We start from the raw sequence: 25,156 nt of genomic DNA on the forward strand, positions 1-25,156 counted from the left end.
GATCTGATGTTCCAGAGTATCGCCGGGACCCAGACCGCCAATGAGGCCTTTGGTATCTCCGTCGCCATGCTGGACGAAGCCCGTGAGATGGCCTTGCGGCTTGGCACCTCCACCGGCCCCAATGTGATGTACTTTGAAACCGGTCAGGGGTCTGAGATTTCCCTTGATTGCCATCACGGTGTGGACATCATGACCCTGGAGTCCCGCTGCTATGGCATGGCTCGCCGTTACAATCCCTTTATGCTCAATAACGTCTCCGGGTTTATTGGTCCCGAAACGATCTACACCGGCAAAGAGGTGATCCGGGCTGATCTGGAAGACCTCTTCATGGGTAAGATGCACGGGATCCCCATGGGGATCGCACCCTGTTATACCAACCACATGAAGGCCGATCAGGACGATCAGGAGTTGGGCACCATGCTCTGCGCCATGGCCGGGTCGAACTTTTTCATGGGCGTCCCCGGCGGGGACGACTGCATGCTCAATTACCAGGACACCAGTTATCACGATGACGCCGCCACACGCGAAATTCTTGCCCTGAGGCCGGCCCCCGAGTTTGAAAAATGGCTGGAGCGCTGGGGCATCATGGAAGAGGGCTGCCTCACTGAACAGGCCGGGGACCCGTCTATCTTCGACAAATAAGGAGAGCATGCGAGATGAATGAACAAGCATTGATCGAAAGCGTCATCAATAAACTGGTGCAAGAGGGGGTCATCACGGGGACTCGGGCCACCGCTGCTGCTGAAACCGTCTCTACTTTTTCAGGGCGTGAAAGTGATGCGCCGGTCACCCTGGCACCCCTGGACGAGGTGGGGGTGGACACCCCTAAAAACAGGGCCGCGCTGGAAGCCATGAGAAAATCCACACCGGCCCGTATTCTTATGGGGCGGTGTGGTGCCCGTCAGAAAACCCACTCCTTTCTTCATTTTCAGGCCGACCATGCCGCGGCCGTGGATGCGGTTTTTTTGGATGTTTCGGAGAACTGTCTGGCAGAAAACGGCCTTTTCGCGGTTCAGACGGTGGTGAAGGACAAAGACGAGTACCTCATGAAGCCCGCGCTGGGGAAGAAATTAAGTGAGGAGGCCAAAAAGACCCTGGCCGAAAAATGCGAAAAAGGTGTTCAGGTCCAGATTATTGTGGTGGACGGCTTAAGCTCCACCGCCATTGAAGCCAACATCTCAGATACGGTCCCCGCTTTGATTCAGGGACTTAAAGCCGAAGGCCTCTCTGTGGGCACGCCCTTTTTTGTTAAGTACGGACGTGTGGGGGTCATGGATGAAGTGGGTGCCCTGCTGGGCTGCGATGTGGTGGTGGAACTCATCGGGGAACGTCCCGGTCTTATTACCGCTGAAAGCATGAGCGCCTACATGGTTTACAAGGCGGGTGCAAAAACCGTGGAAGCCGATCGCACCATTGTTTCCAATATCCAGAAAGGTGGCACTCCTCCGGCCGAAGCCGGAGCCCATATGGCCACGGTGGTTAAGAAGATGATTGCCCATAAAGCCAGTGGCCTGGCTCTGGCTGAGGCATTGAAGGGGTAAAAAGCAGCCTCCGGCGGCAAGATGGCGCCATCTTGAAAGCGGGTTTGCGAATGCGATGTGGCTGTCGGTACTCTCAGCACCTCGCATTTGCATTCGCGCGAAGGATGAGGGCGTGCATCGTCTGTTGCAAGCGCATGAGCTGCCGGTTCTTTCGTGTCAATTCACGGGTTGACATGAATCGGAATAACTCCGGCGGCAGGGTGGCGACGCCATGGTAGCAAAAAACACCTTGAAAGCGGGTTACGAAGGCCCTCACCCTTTGTTTCTCAGGGGGAGAGCTTTTGCCGAGGGCGTCGTCCGTGGCTAAGGGTGCCACGATTTCGTCTGTGATTTTACGATAGTGAAAGGGATACCATGTCCGACAAACCTAAAATAGCCTCTCTTTATTCAGCCCACCTGAGTGGTGCCGAGGAGTCTGGCGTCGCCGAGGTGGTAACCAGTGTGGGGATTGATATCGGCACCACTACCACCCAGTGCGTGATCAGTCGCCTGACCGTGAAGAATACGGCGCCGGGAACCCTGGTGCCGCGCATGGAGATCACGGACAAGGAGGTGGTCTATCGGAGCGAGATTCATTTCACGCCGATCACCCAGGGCAATCTGGTGGACACGGAAAAAGTGTTCCGTTTGATTGAACAGGAATTTGCCCTGGCCGGAATGTCCCCGTCGGAGATCGACACCGGGGCGGTGATCATCACGGGCGAGACCGCCAAAAAGGAGAACGCCAGGAGCATCTCCGGCGAGCTGGCCGGATACGCCGGGGATTTTGTGGTGGCCACGGCGGGCGGGAAGCTGGAGTCGGTCATCGCAGGGCGTGGGTCCGGAGCGTCAGATTATTCCCGGACTCATTTTAAGACCGTTGCGAACATCGATATCGGGGGCGGAACGGCCAACATCGGCATCTTCAAAAGCGGAAAGGCCATCGGCAGCTGCTGTATCAATGTGGGTGGACGGTTGATGCGGGTGAATGGGGCGGAAAAACAGATCCAACAGATTACGGAGCCCATGGCCCGTGTGCTCGACGATTTAGGCCTCTCCTTGCGGGAGGGAGATTCTGTGGATCCTATGACCCTGGAGGTGATTTGTCGCCGCATGGCCGAGGTGGTCTTGAATTCCCTCAAATCATCGCAGCTCACGGGTCTTGAGCAGACTCTGATGATGACGGAACCGCTTCGTCTGGATGAGGAGGTGTCCTGCGTGATGATTTCAGGCGGTGTGGCGGATCACGCCTACACCACCTCGCCGTGTGACACCGTAGAAGAGATTGCAAGATACGGGGATATCGGGCCGATGCTCGGGCATCAGGTTCGTCAGGTGTTTCAACGAGCAGGGCTTACCCTCATTCGTCCAACGGAGACGATTCGGGCCACGGTGATCGGGGCCGGTGCCCAGACCGTGGACGTGAGCGGCAGCACCATTGTGGTGGACGACACCTGCCTGCCACTGAAGAACGTTCCGGTGGTGATACCTTTTGGAGATGGAATTCCAGAAGACGAAGAGGCCGTGGCGGCTGCGGTACGGCAGAGCGTGAAGAACCTCTACGAAGAGGATTCCCTGGAGCATGTGGCTGTGGGGATTAAGGGCAGCGAGTACCTCAGTTACAAACGTGTCCAGACACTGGCCAGGGGGATCCTGGAAGGTTTGGGCCTTGTGGTGCGTGCCGGGTTGCCCGTCATTGTCGTTATGGAGCAGGACAGCGGAAAAGTCCTTGGACAGAGTTTGAGGGTTCTGAACCCAACGGCCCAGGTGATCTGTGTGGATCAGCTGGAGGTTGGGGAGGGCGATTATATTGATATTGGTCGATCTATGGCAGGCGGCACGGTGGTGCCCGTGGTGATCAAGACCCTGGTTTTTGAAACGCGCCAGATGTAGTGAATGGTTTGTTGATTTAAGGAGACGTGGGATGGCGGGAAAATTAGGTCTTCGTGGGAAGATGATTTTGAGTATTTGCGGTGTGGTGCTGCTCTCGTATACAGCGAGCATTTCTTATATTACGGTTAATGCATCAAAAATGGCTCGCGTCGAAGCCGAAGAGAAAGCCCATGAGGTGGCTCTCAACCATGGTTATATGGTTCAGGCCGAGTTGAACAAGGCCATGGCTGTTGCGCGTACGATGGCTCATACCCTTGAGGGGACCAAGATGGGGGGCCAGGTCCCGAATCGAGGCCAGATTAATGCCATGCTGAAGAATGTGCTTCGACAGAATCCTGAATTTATCGCCATCGACACCTGCTGGGAGCCCAACGCCCTGGATGGTCGGGATGCGGATTTTATCGGGGACGAAGGCCACGATGAGACCGGCCGCTTTGTCCCGTACTGGAACCGGGGAACCGGTGTGATCGCTGTGGAGCCCCTGGTCAATTTTGATTCCGAGGGCTGGTATCAGATTCCGAAAAACACCGGCCGGGAAGTGATCACCGAACCCTATGTCTACCCGGTGGGGGGCAAGGATGTTCTGATGGCCACCGTGGTGGCGCCTATTATGGTCAACGGGACATTTGTCGGCATGGTGGCGGTGGATATTTCTCTGGAGACCTTTGGGAAGATGATGGAAAAGGTGAGGCCTTTTGAGACGGGATACGGCTATCTGGTGTCAAACGCAGGCTACATCGTCTCCCATCCGAACCCGAAGGTTGTCGGGAAAAATGCCAGCGATGTGATCACGGACAGACATTATGAACCGTTTATGGCGGCGCTCAAAAATGGACAATTTTATTCCATGGTGCGGGACGCGGTGAACGGGGGCATGGCGACCTACCAGATTATTGCGCCCATTGAGGTGGGAAAAACCGGAACGCCGTGGGCCATCGGGATCGTGATTCCCATTGATAAGGTCCTCGCGGATGCCAGGGGGCTTCGAAATACGAGTATGCTCATTGGGGGGATCGGGTTTCTCTCCCTTGTGGGGGTGGTCTGGTTTCTCTCGATCTTTTTTGTGGTCCGTCCCATCAAGGGCGTGGTGGATGGACTTCGTGACATTGCGGAAGGGGAGGGCGATCTTACCCTGCGTCTCCCCGTGAACACCCAGGATGAAATCGGGGAGCTGTCTGGCTGCTTTAACCAGTTTATCGAAAAGCTTCAGGGGATCATCGGGGACCTGTCAGGGCAGGTCAGCGCCATGGAAGGGGCTTCAGGAGCCCTTCTCATCGTGGCCGGGGATCTATCCACTCAAGCTGATAACACCTCCGAGCGAGCCACCTCTGTGTCTGGCGCTGCCGAAGAGATGACGACCAATATCAACGGCGTGGCTGCTTCCATGGAACAGGCCTCTGGAAACAGTGACATGGTGGCCACCGCCGCTGAGCAGATGACCGCGACCATTGGTGAGGTGGCGAAACAGTCTGAGACGGCCCGGAGCATCTCGAGCAAAGCGGTGCAGCGAGCCGACGGTGCCTCACAGAAGATGAGCCGCCTGGGCGAAGCGGCCGCTGCCATCGGGTCTGTCACCGAAGCCATCAGCGAGATCTCCGAGCAGACCAACCTGCTGGCCTTGAACGCTACCATTGAAGCCGCCCGGGCCGGAGAAGCCGGCAAAGGGTTTGCAGTCGTGGCAAACGAAATCAAGGCCCTGGCCAACCAGACTGCCGATGCCACTCGGGATATTAAAGAGCGCGTGGACGGTATACAGAGCGTCAGCGGAGAGACGATAGCCGATATTGAGGAGGTGACCCAGGTGATTACCGAGGTGAACGACATCGTCTCTACCATCGCCACCGCCGTGGAAGAGCAGTCCGTGGCGACCCGTGAGATCGCCACCAATATCACTCAGGCTTCTCAAGGGATCCAGGAGGTGAGCGGGATGGTTGCCCAGAGCACCACCGGAGTCACCGAGATTACCCGGGAGATCACCGAGGTGAACACCAACGCCGGTGATATCTCGGACAGCAGCCGGCAGGTTCATCACAGCGCCGAAGAGCTTTCCTCCATGGCCCTGACGCTGAAGCAGGTGGTGGAGACGTTTAAGATTTAAAAATATGGGGAACGATTCAGGTTTTGCGAAAGGGAAAGAGCCTCCGGCAGGCCTGCCGGAGGTCAAACATTTGAGCCGTTTCTGCTACGGTGTGTTTTACTGATTTTCAGACGAAGGAAAAATCCCCCAACGATTATACCGTAGGGTCCGCTTGCGTACCCTACGGTATAATCGTTGCCTTTCGCTTCTTTATGCTGCGCGAGGATCCTCCGGGCATGAGCCTTTATGACGGCTGCGGTTCTTCGGCGGTGCGCAAGCACACCCTACCTCACACATCCCCCATGCCGTCGGCAACGCGTCACGCCGTTCCGTGCGTTTGTGCAAAATTTTCTAACCCATCATCCTTCACGCGAATGCGGACGCGAGGTGTTCAGAGTTCCGACAGCCGAAGCGCATTCGCAAACTCGCTTTCAAGGTGGCGCCACCTTGCCGCCGGAGGCTTTTTCTTTTTTTATCTTAAAAAAGATCACGGGACGCACTGTTGATAAAGCAGGATGATGATGAGGTGCTGCTTCCTAGGGGCGTGCTGGGTTCCTGCTTTGACGTTTCGCTTACCTTATTTATGACGAGTCCATGGTACTTCTCGGCCACGGCGGTATAGAGAAGGTCGTCTTTTACAAAGGCCGACACCTGCTCCGCGCTGCTTTTGGTTTGGTATGACGCGGCTGTTTCGGGGTTTGCCGGGTCGGTGAGGTCAAAGGCGGTGAGGCCGTTTTTACCTGCGACGGCGAAGGCGAAGTGGGTTTGTGCATCGATGTGTTTGTAGCTGCCCGTCTCCGGGGGAGGGATGACGGCAACGGTTTCGGGGATCGCAGAGGGATCCGTGACGTTTTCGATGGTGATGCCCTGGGTGCTGTCTGCGATGAGGGCATACATTTCGGATGCCTGGGTGAAGATGGCCACGGCCACTGCGGTACCTGTCGTATCTTTTTCGGCGATGATGGCAGGGGCTGTCGGGTCGGAGAGGTCGACGACCTTGAGACCCTTTTCATCCGCAAAGAAGGCATGGTCCCCGTGAACGGCGACATCGCGGGCGGTACCGGGGGTAAATCCGGTGGTGTCTGCGGCGATGGGGTCCCTCGGGTTTAACGGGTCGGTCACATTGATCAGAAGGTAGGGGGTCGCGCTGCCGTTGGCCACGCAGGCAAACCTGGACACTCCTTTTTCATAGATCGCCACCGCCATGGCGGCATCTGCGGTGGGGGTCGTCGGAGGACGAGGAATCAAAATGGGTATAGATTTATTGGAGATATCGATGAGGGTCAGCCCTTTCTCCCCATTTGCGATATAGGCATGGTTCCCTGAGACGGCGAGATCATAGGATGTGCCGCTAATTTCAAGTGTCCCCCGGTGGATAAGTTCTGAGGGCTTGGAGGAGTCGAAGATGAGCAGCCCGCTGTCGCCGTCAAGAAGATAGGTATGATTGTTATCATAAATGACCGCGTCTCCGCTGATGGGAGAGGTGACGGTCTGTACATGAACGGGATGGGTGGCGGTGGCCACATTGATCTTCTGCAAGCCGTTCTCCGCCACAGCCATGAATGCATGGTCCCCGCTAATAGTCACGCTGTAGGATCCCCGGGTGTCTGTGTCAAAAGATCCAATAATCGGGTATTCGGGCACGTCGGTTTTAATGACAGGCGTTGAAAAATCAATAATTTGAAGCCCTTTGTCGCTATCGGCCACAAAGCCGGTAAGATCTGACACGGCAATGCCGGTGGCATCTCCGGGGGTCAGGCATTTGCCCGTGGTGATGATGGGGCTGTCCCCCAGGTCGGCGCCGGGAGAGAGGACCCGGAGTTTTAATGCCGCAGATTGTTGCGCGTAGGTATCCAATGCTGTGACATAGGCATAAAGAGAGCCATCCGGCCCCTGGGTTGCTAATAGGCCGGTCACCAAAGCGATGGAGCCGTAGAGGAGATTGCTGCGCATGTCCTTGGAGACCGGCGTTGAAATCACGGCGGGGTTGGTGACGTCAAAGGCACGCAAGCCGTAGTAATAGTCGAGCATGAAGGCATAAATACGGCCGCCGAATTCACAGACGGTGGCGTTGGTATAGCCGCCCGTTGTTTTGTAGGTTCCGTTGACGTCGGGTTGTTTGTACCCGGACATTCGGATGGCATCCTGGGCCGCAAGGGGTTCTTCCGAAGGATGGTCCGGATCGGTTACGTCGATGACTCGCATGCCGAAGTTGACGTCGGCCAGAAACACGTGATCGCCAAAGACCCCCAATCCTCTGGCATCGATTTGGGGTATGGCGATTGTTTCCGTGTCAGAAATCACCCGTGAGCCGGGGTTGGTGGGTGCCTGACTCAATGACCCTTTCTGTAAGGGTTGTGTGGTCGCAGGAGTTTCGGTCAGGCCTGACAGGTCGTAAATCATCAGGCCCCCTTTTCCGGCGGCGATGTAAAGAGTTTCCGAGCCGGCGTCGGATGCATAGTGGATGTCATGGATGATGGTGGCTGTGTCGACCCGGAAGACGGCGACCCGGGCCATGGTGTCGCTTTGCAGGATGGAGATTGTATCCCCAACGGCCCACAGAAGCAGAGGCTCGGAATAATGGCTGTGGTCCCCAGAGGTCACAGCATTGGGGGAGGGGTGGAGGAAGGAGGCGACCGGTGTGTAGGGCCATCTGGCAATTGTGGAAAGGGAGGTTGCCGAATGCGCGTTGAAAGCCGTCGCGCCGATGATGAGGAGAGAGAGAATGCAGGCTTTTAATTTCATGTCAAATTCCGTTTGCAAAAGTATGGTTTATTCCTCGGTTAAAGTGGCAAAAAAATGCCTCCGGCGGCAAGGTGTGCCACCTTGAAAGCAGGTTACGAATGCATTTTGCCCCCATGTCACGGCGCAGGCGGATTCTTCGGGTCAAATCACATTCGAACTTTAAAGAGAACTTAGTTCAGAGACATTTTTTAAGACCCGTTTTGTTAAATTTTTTGGCCTGGTTCAATAATAAGCATTTCGGGGTCACTCTGGCCGGGGCAAGCCCCAGCAAAAAAAAGCCGCGACGGAGCACGGCGCGCCCAGGAGGATCCCGTGGTGCTTTCACAGCCCCTTCAAAATTATAACCTGGTTTTGAACCAGGCCAATTTTTTGTAACTCTTCAGCCCCATTTACTTCAGACGGCGATATGAACGAAACCATCCCGTCACGTGACACCACGCAGGGTGCGCTTGCGCACCATTTGTTCGGGAAACCAACGCCTTTTGCCCTTTCCATGCCGCTTGAAGCGGTATCCGTACGAACCAAGAACACGTTTTAAAATTTCACGGTGGCAGACACCCCGTAGCCCTCTTCATCCCCGAATCGCGACTCAACGTTCAGGGAGAAACTCTTCAGGAGGTGCAGCGAGGCACCGGCGACGAAACCTATGTTTTTGGACCATGTGATGTCGTCTCTGTAGTCGATGTGTTCCGCGGGGTAATAATAGCTTTTCCCTGTGCTGTTTATATAGTGCTCTTTCCCGGTGATGCTGGATAATCTTGCTCCGGCATAGGGATGGATGCGTCCTGTCTCGGCTGAAAGCATCACGGCGAGTTGAAATTCGTCCAGGGTTGCGGAGTAGAATAAGCCATCGGCCTCCAGTCTGTCGTCTTCAAAGTCGAATCTGCGGTATTTTAGGTCCATGCCCAGTTTGAGGGGAATATTGCTAAATGTCCCTTGATGCAGCAGAACTGTGGTGCCAACTCCATAATAGAAATCTGATTTGGATTCGAAGTCATTTTCGAGTTCAAACCCAAAGTTGATCGTGGTGTCTGTGTGGTAAAAGGTCAGTTCGGTATCACAGACGCCGGAGAGGGCGTAAAGCGTCCAGGAGTCCGACAGCATCACGCCGAGTCTTCCGCCGGTACAGGCCATCGTGCTCTTTGAAGAACGAATTTGTTCATAGTGGCGTTCTTCATCCAGTTGGGTGCGAGGATCGTCCCACCGGATCCGTCGTTGTTGCGGGTCAAGGGTGTTGTCCTGGCTGTCATACTCCGCTGAGATAAAGATACTGAAGGACCCCGCGTCTGTAAACAGCCCGTCTTTCCAGAGAGCCGGATCTCCGATATTTCCCACGGGTGCGCAGAAAACCGAGGCCGCATGCAGTAGAAACAGGAGAGAGAAAGAAAGAATTGTTATAGTGCGTCTGAGATCTGTCATAGAGGGCTTCTTTGCCTTTCGTTTTAGCCTTTACCCCTTTGATTTTATTTCCACTTCTATCCTGAAAAACTCCGTCTCCGGTTTCTCTTTCAGGGCCAGCCCATGCAGTGAGGTGTCCGAATCATAGACAAGGGGGACGCCCTTTAAAAAACCAGTGAATTTATTTTCGGTCACCATGCCATTGATAGAAATCCCCCATGTGTCATCCACAAGCACCGTGTAGGCAAGGGCCTTGCTGTCCGGGCTGAAGTGGGGGCGGCCTATGGCATCAAAAGGTGTTTGTTCCTCTTCGTTCACCACCATGCTCATTTTTAGCTTTTCTTCAGAGACTGCCATATAAGCTATTTTTGATGAATCCGGGCTGAACTCTGGTCGTTTGACTTCCAGATACTTTTTGCCTTCCTTGCCATCAAACACCATGCGCCAGCGTCCTTTGTTGAACGCTCTGTAAGCGAGGTGCTTTCCGTTCGGGCTGAAGACAGGCATGCCTAATGATTCGTAATTTTTTTGCTTTTTCCCGTTGATAACCATAACGGGTTTTTTCTTTTTAATACCGACGTAGGCTAATTTTAAGGAGTCTCCGCTGTAGACCGAGGGGCCCAGTTGATCGAATCCGGGGCCTTCTTTCCCGTCTGTCACCGTCATCCATTTTTTGCCTTTTTGGGCCGGGTAGGAGAGGTGCTTTGAGTCTGGGCTGAAGAGAGGCGTGCTGACTGTTTGGTAGGATTCGTGTTCTTTGCCGTCTTCAACGATCAGAAGCATCTTGTTGGCCTGGGCCACATAGGCGAGGTGGTTGGAGTCTGGGCTCCAGGTAATCACCGTGACATTTTCGTAGCCTTTGCCCTCTATGCCGTTTGTGACGAGGTGCCATAAGATCCCTTTTTGGGCGGCAAAGGCAAAGTGTTTGGAGTCGGGGCTGAAAACCGGCTCTTTGACGGCATCGTAGGGGCCGTATTTGTACCCGTTTACGACGGCAAACCACTCTTTATTATTTGCGGCAAGGGTGGCGACCTTCTTGGAATTGGGGCTGAAAAGGGGTTGCCCGTTGATGAAGTCGAAACGCTCTCCTTTTTTATCGTCTACCACAACGGCCTGCTTTTTCCCTTCTTGAATCTTGTATGCCCACGACGAGCCGTCCGGGCTGAAGGTGAAGTCACCGATGCCGTCAAAGATCGGGCCTTTTTTCCCGTCCACGACGGGGAAGGCTTTTTTGTTTTCATAGACGATATAGGCCGCACGGCTTGCTTCAGGGCTGAAAATGGGGGTGCCCTTGGCGATGGCGTCAAAGTCGGGGCCTTTTTTTCCGTCAACATGAACCGCCATTTTATTGTCGATTCGGGTGGCATAGGCCATGTGCGTGGCGTCTGGCATGTTGACGGTGATCCCATACATTTTTGAATTTTGGGGTGGTTTTCCTAATGAGACAGCCTTTTCTTTCAGCCTGACGGCCGTTCCGGCGTTGTCACACAGGCCGGTTTCAGCAACCAGAAGCAGCAAGGGGGCAAGAAGTAAACGTGTTAAGAAATAAGTCTTTTTAATTCGGTACACCATGGGGCGGTATTTCATCTTCTTCATGTCTCTCCTTTTTATTCTTTTTAAACGGGTTCAGTTTCCCACACAGATGTTTTACGGCTTCCATCTGATGGTGGATCAGTTCCATCTGGACTTCGAGGGGCATCTCGATGGAAAAACCGGCCATGTAGATGGCGGCGTCCTGCTCGTAATCGAGGCCGGCGTAATGGTTGCCTATTTTGGTGAAATCCGTGGAGTTGAGGTTGGTGCTTTCGTTGTTTGGGACGTTCAGTTTGTCGGCGAGCAGCAAGCCGAGGGTGAGGTTGAGTTTGATCCCCTTGGGGAGCTTTAGGCCAACGCCTGCCCCGTAAAGGGTGGCATCGGGCAGGAAATAGAGGGCGTCCATCTGGTCATCGTTCATGGACGTGGGGCGTCTTTCGTAGCCTAACCTCAAGGCCAGGCTGTCGGTGGCCTGATATTCCAGGGCGGCGCTCCAGTGCCAGGTGTCCCGCATGTTTCGTTCCACCACAAAGTCGTTGTCTCCGTGTGGATAGCCCAGGAGCTTGGCGATGCGCAGGATCTGAATTCTCTGGTCAAAAGTGAATCGGTCCTCCTCCACCACGGACCAGTTGGCCCAGTGAAGATCTGCCAGGAGTTTCAGGCGGCGGAAGGGTTTGATCATGATGCCCGTCTGCACTCTCATGGGAAAGGTCTGGGTGGCTGTGACGGTTCCTTTCTGGGTATCCACCGGAATAAAGGGGAGGTCCAGCATTCCAGCGCCCTGAAGGGTCATCTCTGTTTGACCGTTCCAGTCGACGTGTTTCTGGAATTGGTCGCTGTAGGTCCAGGTGTAGTCCCCGGTGAGTTCAGCAACCGACTCACTCTGGTAGCAGAGGCCAAAGGAGAACCAATCCTTCGGTCGCCAGAGAAGTCCAAGATTGAACGAGGGAACAAAGTCATCCCGTGCCTCCATGTCCAGGGTGAGGACATGCTCGTAGGGGCCTAATCCTCCCCCGAGCCAGGGGGGGGGGAGGGTCTGTTCCGACACCACGGGTATCTCCAAGTCTTTGGTGGCATCACCCAGAACGCGGGTGAGTGCCACCAGCTCGTTGGGGGTTCGTAAGTCCACCTCCACGCCCAGGGCTCGTTGCGCGAAGCCCACGGATACTCCCAGGGACAGGGTATCTGAGACCCGGAGCGCCGCAGACGGTGCCGCGTAGACCATGTGCTGGGTGTAGACGGATTTGGCGCTGAATCGGTAGGGGTCGTCTTCGTCTCCATGGACGAACCCGGCGCCGTAGGGGACATAGTTGGCGATGGCGAAGGTCAGTCGGCTATCGGGTTTGCGGGTGGCGATGCCGAGGTTGGGGCTGGGCATGACGGGGACCTGCAGGGGGCCGATAAAGGGGAGGTACATTTGATCGGCTGAGTTGGTGCCTTCGGTGTCGTCTAAGGGGTCTGGGCCGCCGTGGTCGCTGTTGGGGTCGTCGGCATTGGGGTATCCCTCGGGCCATTTTGTGTCATCGGGGCCCCATTGGCCGTTCATCATTCCGGGCCACTCCGGGTCGGCGTTGAATCGCCCGGTTCTGACGATATGGGCTAATACCAGGCTGTTGCTGAAGGTCTGGCCTTCGGGAAGAAGGGATAACCCTGCCGGGTTGTAATGGATGGACATGACCCCCGGGGGATCGGCGGTGACGGTGTTGGCAAGGGAGAGGGCCACGGCGTCGGTGGCCACCTGTTCGTTAAATGCAGCCACAGCGAGGCGAGGCATGATAAAGGCCAGGATCATAGAACAGAGCATGCCTGCAAGAAGGAGTCGTAACGCCCATGGATGGGCGCTCGGCAGCGATGAGGCGATTATGTTCCGATGATAGATCAAGAAGATTCTCTCCTGCGGGTGAGGTGCGTCTACATGTCAAATTCAAAGGGAACTCTCACAGAGACGGAGAAGTCGGGGTCATTGTTGGTCAGCCCGAAGTTCAGCTTCACGTTGACGGATCGCTTGGGGGAGAGGTTCCAGCCGGTCCCGATACTGAAGGTGGACGACATGGCGGATTCGGATTTGGTGTCATCGGTGCCGACCCAGTCATAGTAAGTCTTCATGGAGTAGCTGTACTGGTAGCTTAAGTTGAGGGAGACTTTGTAGGAGAGAGAGTATCCGATGCCCATGCTGTAGGAGTAGGTATCTCCGGGCTGTACCTCGCGGAGATAGATGCCAGCTTCTCCCTGGGTTCCGGTTTTGTAATTGAGGCCCGTGATATCAAAGCCGTGCTGATAGTTAAGACTTCCAAAGGCCACCAGGGGGTCGATGGGTTTGCTGAGGTTCAGGCCGGCGGAGACCGCATATCCGCCGGAGCCCGTGGACATCTCCGTGGCGCTGTCGATTTTATAGGGGCTCCTGCCGGTGGGGCAGACGAGGGAACCGCTGATGATTTTTGAGGCGGTACCGCCCCCGGCCTTGATCGGTTGCCACTGGAAATTAAAAGAGACATCCCCGAAATCAGTGACATCCTTGGCTTTCGCGTTGGTCTGACTGTTTACTTTGTAAACATAGGGGAGGTACATGCTCAAGGTGACGTTGTCCTTGTGGGGATATTCAATGAGCATGGCATTTGTGAGGCTGTGCATGGCGTTGTGTTCGACCCTGGAGGCGTCCTCGATGGAGTCGTAGGAGTAGCCCGTGTATTTGAAGCTGTACTCCAGCCCGATGGCCCCCTCCCGCATCAGAGTGTAAGCGCGACCGGCAGCGGAGAGAACGTCTTCTGTGGACCCTTCTTTTTCTTCATCCGTTGATTGAAGCTCTCGGCGGATGTCGTTCTCCTTCTCCATTTGGAGCAGCTTTTCTTCCAGGATCAGTAACTTCTTATTTAGTAAATCCACGCCGGTGGATTCTTCACAAAACCCTGGAGAAGAGAGCAGAAAAGTTAGGGTCAGTACGGAAAGTAATCTAAAGAGCCTTGGCACTGTAGTCTCCTTCATGTGAGTCAATCTCAGTCGCCATGTCCATAAAGGGCCAGAGAAAAATAAAATGTATAAAAAAGCGATGCTTCCGGCGGCCCTGCCGGGGGCCAAACTTTTGATCCGCCTTCGCCCAAGGGCTACGGCGCGACAAGAAAGTTTGATAAACAGGTCTTAAAAAATAATCGTAGGTAAATCTAAAGCCCAAGGCGAATGTGATTTGACCCGAGGAATCCGCCTACGCAAAAGCCTCCGGCGTGACAAGTCCGCATACGCCCATGTCAATGCGTCACCATTCGAACAACGCCAATGGGCTACGGCGCGACAAGCGAAGGACAAAGCGCATTTGCAACCTGCTTTCAAGGTGGCACACCTTGCCGCCGGAGGCACGTTTTTGGCTCGAACTTTAACCATAGAAGGCATTGCTTTTGGTTCTTTTATATTTTTCTTGTAATCTTCGATATCATTGCTTATATCGCTGCGATGGCCCGACATAAAAATCTGTTTCCAGTTCATGCGGGATAGCAAAGGGCTTTTCCAGATCGAACATAAGGGTTCGCTGCATATCCTGATCAATGAATCGTAAATCTTCTTCCTTGAGGCGAAGGCTGGTCACGGTGCACTCTTTTTCGGGGAAGACTTTAAAAAGGATGCTTTTGTACCACATGGTTTTAAACTGGTTAAGGGTGTAGCTCCCGTTTCCGCGCCAGGGATCTGCCACAAAGACGTGATCTTTGTGAATGCCTTTGAGAACGACAAAATGGCGATACCCAAAAAGTTCCAGGGGGACAATGCACGGCCAGTTGTCCGAATCCTGGATATCTTCGATTTCTGCATTGAAGCCTCCGGATTTATATCCCAGAGCATCCACAAACTGCTGCATGTCCCAGAGGGAGAAGGCCCGCAGACTTTTGATCTGTTCTTCGTCACCGTATTTCATGAGTCCGTTGATGATCTGGGTTTCAGATAGATTTTCTCCCAGACAATAGTTGAGCAATGTGCCCAGGGCGGCGGACCCGCAGCTGTAATCATGCTCTTGTTTGACGATATGCTTGAAAAGCGATTCGGAGAGAGGGGAGACCTCCTTGCGCACGCGAAATTTCTGTTCATGGCCCACCGCAAGGTTCAGTTCACCCTCCGGGACAGCCTTTATCGGATGAAACCCTGCGAAAAAACAAATGCAAAGGATGAAACCTATCGCGGCGTGCATGCATTAATTCCCTTACTGTTATGAAGTAAGACGCAATGATCGTAAGTCGCGAGTGTGATTTAAGGTCTATGGGAGTAACGCTAATGGCCAATATAAACAATGTTACCGTCATAGTAAAGTGGCTTTTGGCCGGAATCGCTTTTGTATCAACCTTTTACCGACTGTATCAGATAAAATTTCTGCCTTGAAACAGGGGTATATGACCGGAAAATCGCGGATCATGATTCCTGAAAAAAGTGCCTTCGGCGGCGAGGTGAGCCACCTCTAAAGCGGATTGCGAATGCGATACGGGTCTCGTCACTTCGGGCTGAAAAGCGTTCGCGTTCGCGCGAAGGGAGGGGGAAGGCCTCGTGCGTCATAAGCGCATGCCGTGCATGTCGTTGATACGGCAGGTTTTATGAATATGACGATTTGCAGAATACGTTATACATATTTTTGTCTGCATGTTTATTTCAAAGGTTAATTTTCACCGAAACCCATGAAATCCCTTGTCACTGGAGTGCACCCGTCCTTTTTTCCCTTCAGCCTTTTTCTGCCATAGCGTAGCGACTCCTCAACGAACAACCAAGCACTATGGACTAAGAAGACGCTTTTTATGGATTATCCCACCACTGCCCTGGAGTGAGCGATTGTTCATCAAATCCTGCCACCACCTGTAATCCCTGATGAGGCCCCTCCATGTTGAGGACAAAGTAGAGGCCCATATTTTTTTCCTGATACCCGTCTGAATCAAAATTAAAGGTTGTCGGGATGACAGGTTGCCGGTTCAAATCAACGGCTTCCCAGTTTCCCCCAACCAGGGCATTGTTGTAGGTTCCTGAATAACGAGTGAAGGACGCGGACAGGTCTCCCTGGAGCCGGTTGCTCCCGAGGACCAGGCGCTGAAGCCGGTTGTCGTCATTAAAATCAGCCATAAGCACCAGTCCGTCGACGTCCATGGTGTCGTCAACGGAGTTTCCGATGGCGATGTTGCTCCACTGCTGATCCCACCCCAAGGCGGGGCCACTGCCGCTGTCTTTTATGTAGTATCCGCCGGAAAGGGCATCGATGGTGGTGTAGGTCTCCATATGAATATCGAGAAACATGCGGGCGGTGTTGTTACTCATGGCAAACTGGGTAAACCCTTGCTGTGCCGTGGTGCTTTTCAGCTCCGATTCTCCCAAGGGCTTCAACTTGGCAAAAGCAGGGGTGATAAAAAGAGTGAAAGACAGGATAAGAACAGGCAGAACACAGCGGCCGGTGCGTGAAGGAGACCGAGTTGCTGAGCAGATGCCAATAAAGCACCTTTGGATGTTTGATTTCAGCATAAAGAGTTCTCTTTTACCTGTAGATTTTTTTATTATAGCCTTTAGGCTTTAGCCTTTCACTACTCACTACTCACTACTCACTACTCACTACTCACTACTCACTACTCACTACTCACTACTCAAGGTGTCCCCAAGCCCCTTCCCGGTATTTCTATGTAGAGTTTGTGCGCCTGAATGTTATCCAGGGCAAACGCGCCGAAGTTGTTGGCGCCAAAGGCCATGTTTTCAACACGAACAGACCCCTTCATGGGCATATTCACCGCAATGAAGCCGCTGCCTGCCCGAGGGTTTGGGACGGAGTAAATCGTTCCGCCCTTGTCGGTCAGGTGCCAGAACTCCAACGCGTCTGCTGCAACGTCCAGGGTCGCTGGGTTATTGTGGGCAATGTTACCAACTTTGAATTCGCCGGTTGCCTTCCAGGTAGTGGGGGCGGTGAGGTTGTCGGACGGATTGTCCGTAAAAGAATCTGCCAAGGTGATTCCGGAGAGGGCAAGGGTATCGGTGGATGACGTCCCATAGCTGATTTTATCAATGGAAATTCTGGCCCCGAGCTCCATGTCGATACCGCTGCCATGGGCACCGAGGTAGAGGTGAAATGAAGGGGTTGAAAAAGCATCAATTGCCATAGAGCCGATAGCTATGCCGCAAATATTGATATTGCTGATAGTGGTTGAGGTCGTCTGGCCCCAGTGTGAGCCCTCTATAAAAAGAAGCGGTTCGCCATCAATGGGGCTTGATGAATCGTTGACGGTGAAAACGTCCAGAGTGAAAAGTCCGGTGGCTCCGTATCCGTCGACGTAAGCAAAATTGGATAGAGATTCAACATCCTTGAACGTCATATAACTTGCAGGGTTGTCAGGGTTGGCAATTTCAATGACTTCGTTGAAGGTGTACAGGGTCACATCTTCCATGGCAATGGTGAGTCCGGCCTGAGCTGTTGCGCGCTTCATTTGGTGCTGCGACAGAGGCTCTAAGCCGAGAACAGTCACAGGCACCGCAAGAAGTGTAATGAAAGATATGAGAAGTATTTTAATCATAGTATGAGACTTCCATCTGTTCCTTTTTTATTTTGGTCCCTTCCGGTAAGGTGAAGGGACCCGGAATTATACTTTCTTATCGCCATTTCTAATGGGGAGCAATTTCTACCCTTCCGCCAAGGATGGCCAGCACACTTGCTTCTCTAACAATCGTGAAGTAGGATTTACCGTCGTTGACGGAACCGGATGCGCTAATACCAATGGTTTGAGTGGAGCCTGTCTTACGGATTTCTATGGTCGGCAGGCTGATGACAACACCGGCCACACTTGAGGTCTCCTTTGCACCAACAAACGTTTCATCTGCCAGGATAGCGGCAGCCTCTTCGGCCGCCACAAGGTCATCGTTTGCCTGGGCAAGGTTGGTGGTTGCAGTCGTAACGTCATCCTCTGCATCAACCACATCACTCTCTGCGATAACCACGTTCAACTCTGCGATAGTAACGGCGCTCTGTGCATTCGCCAGGTTGGCTTCTGCAAGTGCTACGTCACCTTCTCTAACATCCACGTTATTGACGGCAGCATCATAGATGGCCTGTGCATTGGCAAGACCCGCCTGTGCTGCAGTAAGGTTAGAATTTGCCGCATCAAGGTTGGCTTGGGCTGTATCAAGGGCAGTATTTGCATTGATTAGGTCTGTTTGTTCAATATCAACCAGGGCAGCAGCTGCACCAACGTTGTCATTTGCCGTATTGAGGTCCGTTTGTGCCACATTAAAGACCGACTGTGCTGATACATAGTTGCTGTTAGCCGCGAGGTATTCATTCTGTTCCGTATCGGCTGTGGCTGTGGCGTTATCATAGACATCGTGTGCTGTGGCCACGTTGATAACTTCTGCATCATAGATGTCTTGGGCGGAGTCTCTTGCGGTCAGTGCATCATCGTAGCCTGTCTCCCCAGGGATGAGACCGTTCAACGTGGACTGGGCAGACTGCAGGTCTGCCAGTGCCGAGTCAAGGTCGTTCTCTGCATTATTCAGGTCTCCCAGTGCTGCATCACGATCGAGCACTGCGGCATCACGTTCGGTAACTGCCGTGTAGAGGAGGCCCTCTGCTTCATTAAAGGTGGCCTGAGCTGCATCAAAATCGCTCTGTTCAATGGTGGCGATGGCATTGGCAGACGCAAGATTTGTTGTTGCCGATGAAAAGTCGATTTCTGCGTTGGAAACGTTGGCAGTCGCATCGGAAAAATCGAACTCTCTAAGCGAAACAGTATGATCAGCAACATTAAATGAACTCTGTGCAGTAGAGACGCCACTCTCTGTTGCGCCAAGGTAGGTATTCGCATCGAGAAGATTTGTGTCAGCCGTTTCAAGGGTCGTATTTGCCGTACCGAGGTTTGTATTTGCCGTGCCAAGATCGGTATTTGCCGTGCCAAGGTTGGTATTTGCAGTGGAGAGATCGAAGTTTGCCATAAAAAGGGAGTGAATCGAAATGTTAACAACATGGTTTTTTGCGATGACTCCGGGATCTGCCGCGATAAAGTTGGTGGTCCATCCGGCGATATCTGGTGCAGTCGATTGATCATGAATTCCAATGTCGTTATACATTTCCATGACGGACAGGGTTCTGGCCCTTGAAGAGACGTCGATGGATAGGGGGGCTACTTGAATGGGGGCCGCGCCTGTTCGGGTCCCTGCGAAAGCACCCGTTCCTGTTAAAATATCGCCGTAGTTGCGGGCGAGGAAGCCCCCCCGATCGGACTCATCGACAATGGCTCGGATTGTGGTTAAGGTCTCTTTGCCACTTATGACAATGCCTGCCGCGTCAGATCCATCCGCTGCGCCGGTGATACCATCGGTGTCGGTGTATATGGTTTCACCTACAGACTGGTAAAGGGTAATGTCGTCAAGTGCAATGCTCACACCTGCCTGACCTGTGGTACCCTTGAGGGTGTCTGTATTCATAGGCGAAAGGGCTGATGCTGAGAGTGGAATCAGGAAAGCAGCCGCAGTCACAAGAATAATAACTTTTTTCTTCATGGAGAATGGCCTCATCGTAATGTTATTGTTGAATGTTTCATGAGGGGGGTCTTCTCACATGGTCCAAAAAAACGGACTCGACGCTTTCCGCCTGTTAATTGCTCCTGGTTTGGATTCTGTGGGAGTTGTTTGATTATAACAACAGGCCCCTTCCGGCTTGCGGAAGGGGCCATGGGAGCATTAGCTAACTATGCCTGATAGGCCCTCTGAAGAATCAGTGGGGGCAGATTTCGATGTAACCGCCGAGAACGGCAAGGGAGCTGGCGCCGGTTTTGATTTTGATGTAGGCTTTGTCATCGTTGACGGAACCGGTAGCCACAGCGGAAATTCTTTTAATGGAACCGGTCTTGGCAATTTCGATGGTGGGAAGGCCGATGACGACACCGGCGACATTGATTCCAGTCGTGGCGGTGCTAAAGGATTTAGCACCAAGAGCAGCAGCCACAGCTGCTTCATTTATTTCATCCTGCGTGGGATCATCTGGGAGCCCTGTTGCTACAGCTGCATTAGCAATGGCAGTTGCAGTTAAAGCAGAAACAGAAGGAAGCATATCTATGGCAAGGTCATACACTATTTCTGCTTCATGATCAGTTAGAGTGGTCTTTTTGTAAGTGTCGAAAGTCTCTTTGATAGTGGTGATGGCAGCAGCTTTACCAGTTTCACTGGTATCAGCTAAGTTAGTTCCCGCTGCAGCACACAATTTAATTGCGCCTACGGCAGCCAACCTATTATTAAACGCCATGCCGTAAGAGAGGGCCTGAACCTTGGAGGAGACGTCGATGGTGAGGGGTGCGACTTTGATGGCGCCAATGGAATCATCCGTACCAACTTTATAACCGGTTCTCATGCCCTTAACATCGAATGTGGTGCCATCATCTCTTGTGAAAAGTGTTTCAGCACCAGAAGCCGTGCCAGAAACCAAGTCAGAATTCATAATGGCACCATAACCAAATTTGAGGAAACCGTCACGATCTCCCTCGTCAAGGATAGCACGGATGGTAGTGAGGGTCTCAACACCGCTGATTTCGATGCCGGCAGCGTCGGAAGCTCCGGTAAGACCGTCGGTGTCGGTGTAGGTGGTGGCGCCTACGCTCTGATAGAGGGTGACATCATCAATGGCGATGGAGACACCGGCCTGGCCGGTGGCAGATTTCATATTGGAATCGGTCATGGCGGTGAGCGCAAAGGCCGAAGAAGAAACCATAAGTGATGTACCGAGAACTACACTTAAGATACTTTTTTTCATCTTTATTAATCTCCCATGTATTGGAGTGATTTGTCATGAGGCAGACCAGAGGCCAATCATTCTGTGGCTGAGTTTTTATGGCCTGATAGACTTTATCATCAAATGTCTAAGAAGGATCAGTGAGGGGCGATCTCAAGGGTGCCGCCCAGAATGGCCATCACGCTGTCTTCTTTGGTGATTCGGATAAAGTTTTTGGTGACGTTTCCGCCTTTTTCGCCGTTCTCATCACAGGCTACGATGCCGATGTCCTGAGTGTCGCCGGTTTTGCAGATTTCGATGGTAGGCAGGCCAATAATGACGCCGGCTACGTCATCAGTGGTGGCTGTGTCATTATCGTCGTTCAGTTTGGTGCTTACGGGACAGGCAGAAGAAACGTCGATAGAGAGGGCGGCAATTTTGATTTCCTGGCCAAGAGTGTCACCATCAATCCCAATGTATGTATCGCTCCTGTTGCCTACGTTACCCTGGAGAATTTCGGCGTAGCCAACGCCGCTCATGGCATCTTGCAGGAATCCGCCGCGGTCGGAGTGATCGGCAATGGCGCGGATAGTGGTGAGGGTCTCTTTTCCACTGATGATGATGGCGGCGATATCGTTGCCTGCAACGCTGTCGCCGTCGGTGTCGATGTACATCTTCTCGCCAACGGTCTGATACAGGGTGATGTCATCCAGGGCGATGCTGACGCCGGCCTGACCGGTGGCATCTTTGAGGTTGTCGGTGGTCATAGGGGAAAGGGCAGAGGCGGTCATGGGGGCGATGGTGATGGCAGCGCCAACAATTAGGGACAGAACTGATTTCTTCATCTACAATTACCTCCAAAATGAATAAGTGAATGGATGGTGCCAGAGGTGGCCCGACGATCCGCACTTCTCCTAAAAATATACGGACTCGTGGCTTTCCGTCCCCGGATTGCTCCGGGTTTGGCTTTGCGGTGGCTGTGGTGTGGTATGCCTGGGTACAACCTGTATAAAAATGAGAAAACAGTATTTTTTGAGAGCTAAGTATGGCGATGAAAGAGGTGAGATTTAGAAATAAAGGATCGCCACAGGTAAAACAATGTAAGGTGCTGGCAGAGAGTGGAGGAGGAGAAGCACGCAGATGAGAAGCGCCAGTGAAATGCACCGTTTTGAATTTACAGAATTATATGAGGTGTTTTACTGTTTGGCTTTGATGATGAACGTTGTTCTAATAATAAAACTATCTTTTAATCTGCGTCGATGGTTCTTGGTATGACATGTGCGGTTTTTCATGTCAAATATTTTTTTTAAAGAATTCGAGATTAATTTCATAAACGATCGTAATTTCTATCTAAAATAGTTTTAATATCGCGGAAATGGTCTTCGGGGGGCGTTTAGGCTAATCAGGTGGGACTGTGGGTGGTTTTACCACTTGGTCAGCATTTTGGGGGGTGGCCAATAAACTCGGAATATGGGGTGGGTTCGCGGATTGTCAGCGGTTTATTGTTGTCAGTACGGGAACTTTGTACCATGGTTTTTTTATGGCCGGTCAATAAAATTAAGTTATTTTTTAACAAATGGTAAACCCCTCTTTTGTTTCAGATCATTGATAGCGAGGCGTGAAAAGAATGAATAAGGAATGACTTTGGACCCTGTTATTTAATGGTCATGCCGAAGCTCTTTGTCATGGTTTTCTTGGGGTGGGGCAGGGAGGATGGATTGGGGCACGTACTGATGTGGCAGGTTTTAATCGGGATAGATTGTTCGTTCAGGTGTAACTATTCAGCCCAATATACTTCCGGCGGCCAGATGAACGAAAACATCCTTCTACGTGACACCACCTAGGTGTGCTTACGCACCATTTGTTGGTAAAACCAACGCCTTTTGCCCATTATATAAAGCGTGAAGAGAATCCGTGCATGGGCTTTCATGACCGTTACGGTTACTTCACGGTGCGCAAGCACACCCTACCTCACAGCCCCCACACCGGCGGTCACGCGTCGCACTGTAGGTGGCACTTACACACCATGACTTGCCCCCTCACCACCGGAAGCTCTTGTCATTCCACAGGCGCTGAATCGTTGCGTTAGGTTTTAAAATGGGGATGAGGAGCCTTCGTTTGCGTGCGGTTTTTGGGGTTTGAGATCGATTCTGATATTTCCGTGTGGACATAATTTATTTCGGCCTTCGTCATCGTTTCGGCCATTATTTTAAAAAAAGTCAGTTCTGACCGAAGGCCCTTCATGGTCTTCAGGGTAAAAATAATTTTTGACCTTTGCCTCAGTGTGCGGCAATTTCGACCATGCCGCTTTGAATCGCCATCAGGGAGGCTTCTTTGGAGACGGTTCCGAAATTTTTATCATCCTCCTTTCCATCGGTTGTGCTGACCACAATGGTGTGGGATGATCTGGGCGCGATGATCACAAGATGGGGGAGCTCCATGATGACGCTGGGTAATTGGCGAACTACTTCGGTACCCGAGGCATTAAACTGCTGGATGGTAGCGAGGAGGGACGTTCTTGTGGTGTCACGGGTGCTGAGGGCACGAAAAGCCCAGTTGAGGAACCCCAGGTCACCTAATTCTCCACCTGCGGTAAGGGACTCCTCATCACTGGATGCTCCCTCGGGAAGGTCGCGGGGTGTCTCGCCGAAGAGGGCATAATAGGCCTGCAGCAATTCGTCGGCGCTTTTGTCTATAGATGTTTCGGCGGCCTGACCTGTAGTGGCTTTGAGGGCTGCTTCAGACATGGGTTTGTAAGCCCATGCGGCGACAGGGGTCGAACCGATTGAGGCTGCCATGATAAGACAAAGGATGGATTTTTTCATCTGGAGTACCCCTCAATGAATATTTAATATGTGATGTCCCGTCAGGTGATGTCTCAATGTTGGCCGAGATGGCCTGGCAGGAAAACACCAGAGAATCTCGGGTGGATAAAACAGGGTCTCAGCGCCCGTTGGTGTTCGGGTAAAGGTCTCAGCAATGAGAATTGACGAAGAACTGCGACTGACAAGGTCTTAACGGATATCTTGAGCAGGAACTTATGTGCTGTGAGATGTATGACGCTTGAATTTGTTGTGAAAGTCTTTTGAATATCCCACGGGTTGTGTTTTGTGTCAAATGGTTTTGTTGATTAAAATCAGTGGGTTTTCAGTACTGCCGGTTTGCTGTGCCGGAATTTAAATTTTAACCGGAAGGATGTTGGCTGAGCGGTTAGAAACGTTGCCGGGTTCTTCTGAACAGGAAAGAATCATGACCCCACATAGAGGCCTTTCCCTCCTTTTCGCCGTTGTTTGTTTGATGTCCTCCTGTGCTGCGCAGGTGACTGCCCCTCGGGATTCGGACACAGATTTTGTCTGGAAGGCGGGGTCCCTGGCGACCCTTGATGTGTTGAAGGCCAAAAAGGATGAACCCTGTCCTACCGTTGGTCTTGACGGGATCCCGGATGCCTGGGTGACTGAGGCGGATCTGCCGCAGCTGATGGCACTTCTGGATTCCACGGACCCCTGCGCCAACGTGTTCAGTCTGTATTCCTCATTTCGGGATTGCAGGGCCTCCACCGTCGGGCATGAGGCGGCTTTTATAATTGAAGGGTTCAGGAAGGGGAGGTACCCCCCGGAGCTGAACTCAGGGCAGGCCGATTTAAATATCGAAGAGATTAAAATCTGGTGGACGCATCGGACGGAGCTGAGGCAATGAAATGTGGAAAGGGGTTCCCTTTTGACACAACACCTTATTCATTGTTTCTCGAGTAACTATTCAGACCCCCAAAAAGCCTCCGGCGGCAAGGTGTGCCACCTTGAAAGCTGCTTGCGAATGCGCTTTGCCCCCATGTCACGGCGTAGCCGCAGGCGAAGACGGATTGCTTGTCACGCAGTAGCCCATTGACGTTGGTCAAATGGTGACGCACAGACATGGGCGTAGGCGGATTCCTCGGGCCAAATCACATCCACATTTGGGTCGATGTAAATTTGAAATATATATTTAAGACCTGTTTGTTAAACTTTTCGGTAACTATTCAGCGATCCATTTTTTCTTTATCGCCCCGGTCTGACAGCACCCTACGCTTTTCGTCTTTCCCGCGCAGGCGGGAATCCATGTATGAAAATCCGTATCGTCCTCATTTTTACAATGAAGTACCGGATGGATGCCTAGGGTGCGCCGTGCGCACCGTCAGGCGTATCGTAAACCGGAAACACCGCATTTTGAAATAAGACTCGTGGTCATCGTTAACTTGCGAGGCTGAGGGTCCTCTCTACGGTAGAAGGTGCGGGAGCCGCACCCTACGCGGTGATG

The 25,156-nt window shown here is 52.7% G+C and carries 17 protein-coding genes and 1 riboswitch; of the genes, 5 read left to right on the top strand and 12 right to left on the bottom strand.

What is annotated here, in order from left to right; all coding sequences use genetic code 11:
* The 4 genes from eutB to Q1Q75_RS19060 all read left to right on the top strand — a co-directional run.
* Positions 1-642, top strand: a 642-nt coding sequence (gene eutB / locus Q1Q75_RS19045; RefSeq protein ID WP_300673944.1) for an ethanolamine ammonia-lyase subunit EutB, incomplete at its 5' end; no start/stop codon positions are given.
* Positions 643-656: 14 nt separating this feature from the next.
* On the top strand, positions 657-1,541 hold the full coding sequence (gene eutC / locus Q1Q75_RS19050) for an ethanolamine ammonia-lyase subunit EutC (protein WP_300673946.1): 885 nt from the start codon (positions 657-659) through the stop codon (positions 1,539-1,541).
* A 354-nt stretch (positions 1,542-1,895) separates the two neighbouring features.
* Positions 1,896-3,413 (top strand): ethanolamine ammonia-lyase reactivating factor EutA, encoded by a 1,518-nt coding sequence (locus tag Q1Q75_RS19055; RefSeq protein ID WP_300673947.1) that lies wholly within the window; start codon positions 1,896-1,898, stop codon positions 3,411-3,413.
* 31 nt (positions 3,414-3,444) lie between these two features.
* Positions 3,445-5,511: a methyl-accepting chemotaxis protein gene (locus tag Q1Q75_RS19060; protein ID WP_300673949.1), complete on the top strand. Its 2,067-nt coding sequence runs from the start codon at positions 3,445-3,447 to the stop codon at positions 5,509-5,511.
* Positions 5,512-5,967: 456 nt separating this feature from the next.
* Here Q1Q75_RS19060 and Q1Q75_RS19065 read toward each other — a convergent pair whose 3' ends face one another.
* The 12 genes from Q1Q75_RS19065 to Q1Q75_RS19120 form a co-directional block, all read right to left on the bottom strand.
* Positions 5,968-8,235, bottom strand: coding sequence for a hypothetical protein (locus Q1Q75_RS19065; protein WP_300673951.1), 2,268 nt, complete (start codon positions 8,233-8,235; stop codon positions 5,968-5,970).
* A gap of 534 nt (positions 8,236-8,769) precedes the next feature.
* Entirely contained in the window at positions 8,770-9,654 is an 885-nt protein-coding gene (locus tag Q1Q75_RS19070) for a hypothetical protein (protein ID WP_300673953.1), read from the bottom strand.
* A 30-nt stretch (positions 9,655-9,684) separates the two neighbouring features.
* Positions 9,685-11,229, bottom strand: coding sequence for a hypothetical protein (locus Q1Q75_RS19075; protein WP_300673955.1), 1,545 nt, complete (start codon positions 11,227-11,229; stop codon positions 9,685-9,687).
* On the bottom strand, positions 11,189-13,048 hold the full coding sequence (locus tag Q1Q75_RS19080) for an outer membrane protein transport protein (RefSeq protein WP_300673957.1): 1,860 nt from the start codon (positions 13,046-13,048) through the stop codon (positions 11,189-11,191). The genes Q1Q75_RS19075 and Q1Q75_RS19080 overlap by 41 nt, the downstream gene beginning before the upstream one ends.
* Before the next feature lie 29 nt (positions 13,049-13,077).
* Entirely contained in the window at positions 13,078-14,049 is a 972-nt protein-coding gene (locus Q1Q75_RS19085; RefSeq protein ID WP_300673960.1) for a hypothetical protein, read from the bottom strand.
* Positions 14,050-14,590: 541 nt separating this feature from the next.
* A complete protein-coding gene (locus Q1Q75_RS19090; protein ID WP_300673962.1) occupies positions 14,591-15,337 on the bottom strand; it encodes a cysteine peptidase family C39 domain-containing protein in 747 nt (248 codons plus the stop codon).
* A 593-nt stretch (positions 15,338-15,930) separates the two neighbouring features.
* The gene (locus Q1Q75_RS19095) at positions 15,931-16,644 is read right to left on the bottom strand and encodes a hypothetical protein (RefSeq protein WP_300673965.1); all 714 of its coding nucleotides are present in this window, start codon (positions 16,642-16,644) and stop codon (positions 15,931-15,933) included.
* Between the two features lie 119 nt (positions 16,645-16,763).
* On the bottom strand, positions 16,764-17,594 hold the full coding sequence (locus Q1Q75_RS19100) for a hypothetical protein (RefSeq protein WP_300673968.1): 831 nt from the start codon (positions 17,592-17,594) through the stop codon (positions 16,764-16,766).
* Positions 17,595-17,769: 175 nt separating this feature from the next.
* Positions 17,770-19,659, bottom strand: coding sequence for a DUF6160 family protein (locus Q1Q75_RS19105; RefSeq protein ID WP_300673971.1), 1,890 nt, complete (start codon positions 19,657-19,659; stop codon positions 17,770-17,772).
* Positions 19,660-19,873: 214 nt separating this feature from the next.
* Positions 19,874-20,905 (bottom strand): DUF6160 family protein, encoded by a 1,032-nt coding sequence (locus Q1Q75_RS19110; RefSeq protein ID WP_300673973.1) that lies wholly within the window; start codon positions 20,903-20,905, stop codon positions 19,874-19,876.
* 116 nt (positions 20,906-21,021) lie between these two features.
* Positions 21,022-21,708, bottom strand: a complete 687-nt coding sequence (locus Q1Q75_RS19115) for a DUF6160 family protein (protein ID WP_300673975.1) — start codon at positions 21,706-21,708, stop codon at positions 21,022-21,024.
* Positions 21,709-21,749: 41 nt separating this feature from the next.
* Positions 21,750-21,840, bottom strand: a riboswitch (cyclic di-GMP riboswitch).
* A gap of 1,302 nt (positions 21,841-23,142) precedes the next feature.
* The gene (locus Q1Q75_RS19120) at positions 23,143-23,688 is read right to left on the bottom strand and encodes a hypothetical protein (protein WP_300673978.1); all 546 of its coding nucleotides are present in this window, start codon (positions 23,686-23,688) and stop codon (positions 23,143-23,145) included.
* Between the two features lie 424 nt (positions 23,689-24,112).
* Between Q1Q75_RS19120 and Q1Q75_RS19125 the strand changes: the two genes are divergently transcribed.
* Entirely contained in the window at positions 24,113-24,559 is a 447-nt protein-coding gene (locus tag Q1Q75_RS19125) for a hypothetical protein (protein ID WP_300673980.1), read from the top strand.
* Positions 24,560-25,156: the final 597 nt, after the last annotated feature.

It is taken from the genome of Desulfoluna sp. (genome assembly GCF_030145185.1).
Taxonomy (GTDB): Bacteria; Desulfobacterota; Desulfobacteria; order Desulfobacterales; family Desulfolunaceae; genus Desulfoluna.

Coding starts and splice junctions, on each gene's coding strand:
- eutC (WP_300673946.1), top strand. CDS start 657: ATGAATGAACAAGCATTGATCGAAAGCGTCATCAATAAACTGGTGCAA.
- Q1Q75_RS19055 (WP_300673947.1), top strand. CDS start 1,896: ATGTCCGACAAACCTAAAATAGCCTCTCTTTATTCAGCCCACCTGAGT.
- Q1Q75_RS19060 (WP_300673949.1), top strand. CDS start 3,445: ATGGCGGGAAAATTAGGTCTTCGTGGGAAGATGATTTTGAGTATTTGC.
- Q1Q75_RS19065 (WP_300673951.1), bottom strand. CDS start 8,235: ATGAAATTAAAAGCCTGCATTCTCTCTCTCCTCATCATCGGCGCGACG.
- Q1Q75_RS19070 (WP_300673953.1), bottom strand. CDS start 9,654: ATGACAGATCTCAGACGCACTATAACAATTCTTTCTTTCTCTCTCCTG.
- Q1Q75_RS19075 (WP_300673955.1), bottom strand. CDS start 11,229: ATGAAGAAGATGAAATACCGCCCCATGGTGTACCGAATTAAAAAGACT.
- Q1Q75_RS19090 (WP_300673962.1), bottom strand. CDS start 15,337: ATGCACGCCGCGATAGGTTTCATCCTTTGCATTTGTTTTTTCGCAGGG.
- Q1Q75_RS19095 (WP_300673965.1), bottom strand. CDS start 16,644: ATGCTGAAATCAAACATCCAAAGGTGCTTTATTGGCATCTGCTCAGCA.
- Q1Q75_RS19100 (WP_300673968.1), bottom strand. CDS start 17,594: ATGAAGCGCGCAACAGCTCAGGCCGGACTCACCATTGCCATGGAAGAT.
- Q1Q75_RS19105 (WP_300673971.1), bottom strand. CDS start 19,659: ATGAAGAAAAAAGTTATTATTCTTGTGACTGCGGCTGCTTTCCTGATT.
- Q1Q75_RS19110 (WP_300673973.1), bottom strand. CDS start 20,905: ATGAAAAAAAGTATCTTAAGTGTAGTTCTCGGTACATCACTTATGGTT.
- Q1Q75_RS19115 (WP_300673975.1), bottom strand. CDS start 21,708: ATGAAGAAATCAGTTCTGTCCCTAATTGTTGGCGCTGCCATCACCATC.
- Q1Q75_RS19120 (WP_300673978.1), bottom strand. CDS start 23,688: ATGAAAAAATCCATCCTTTGTCTTATCATGGCAGCCTCAATCGGTTCG.
- Q1Q75_RS19125 (WP_300673980.1), top strand. CDS start 24,113: ATGACCCCACATAGAGGCCTTTCCCTCCTTTTCGCCGTTGTTTGTTTG.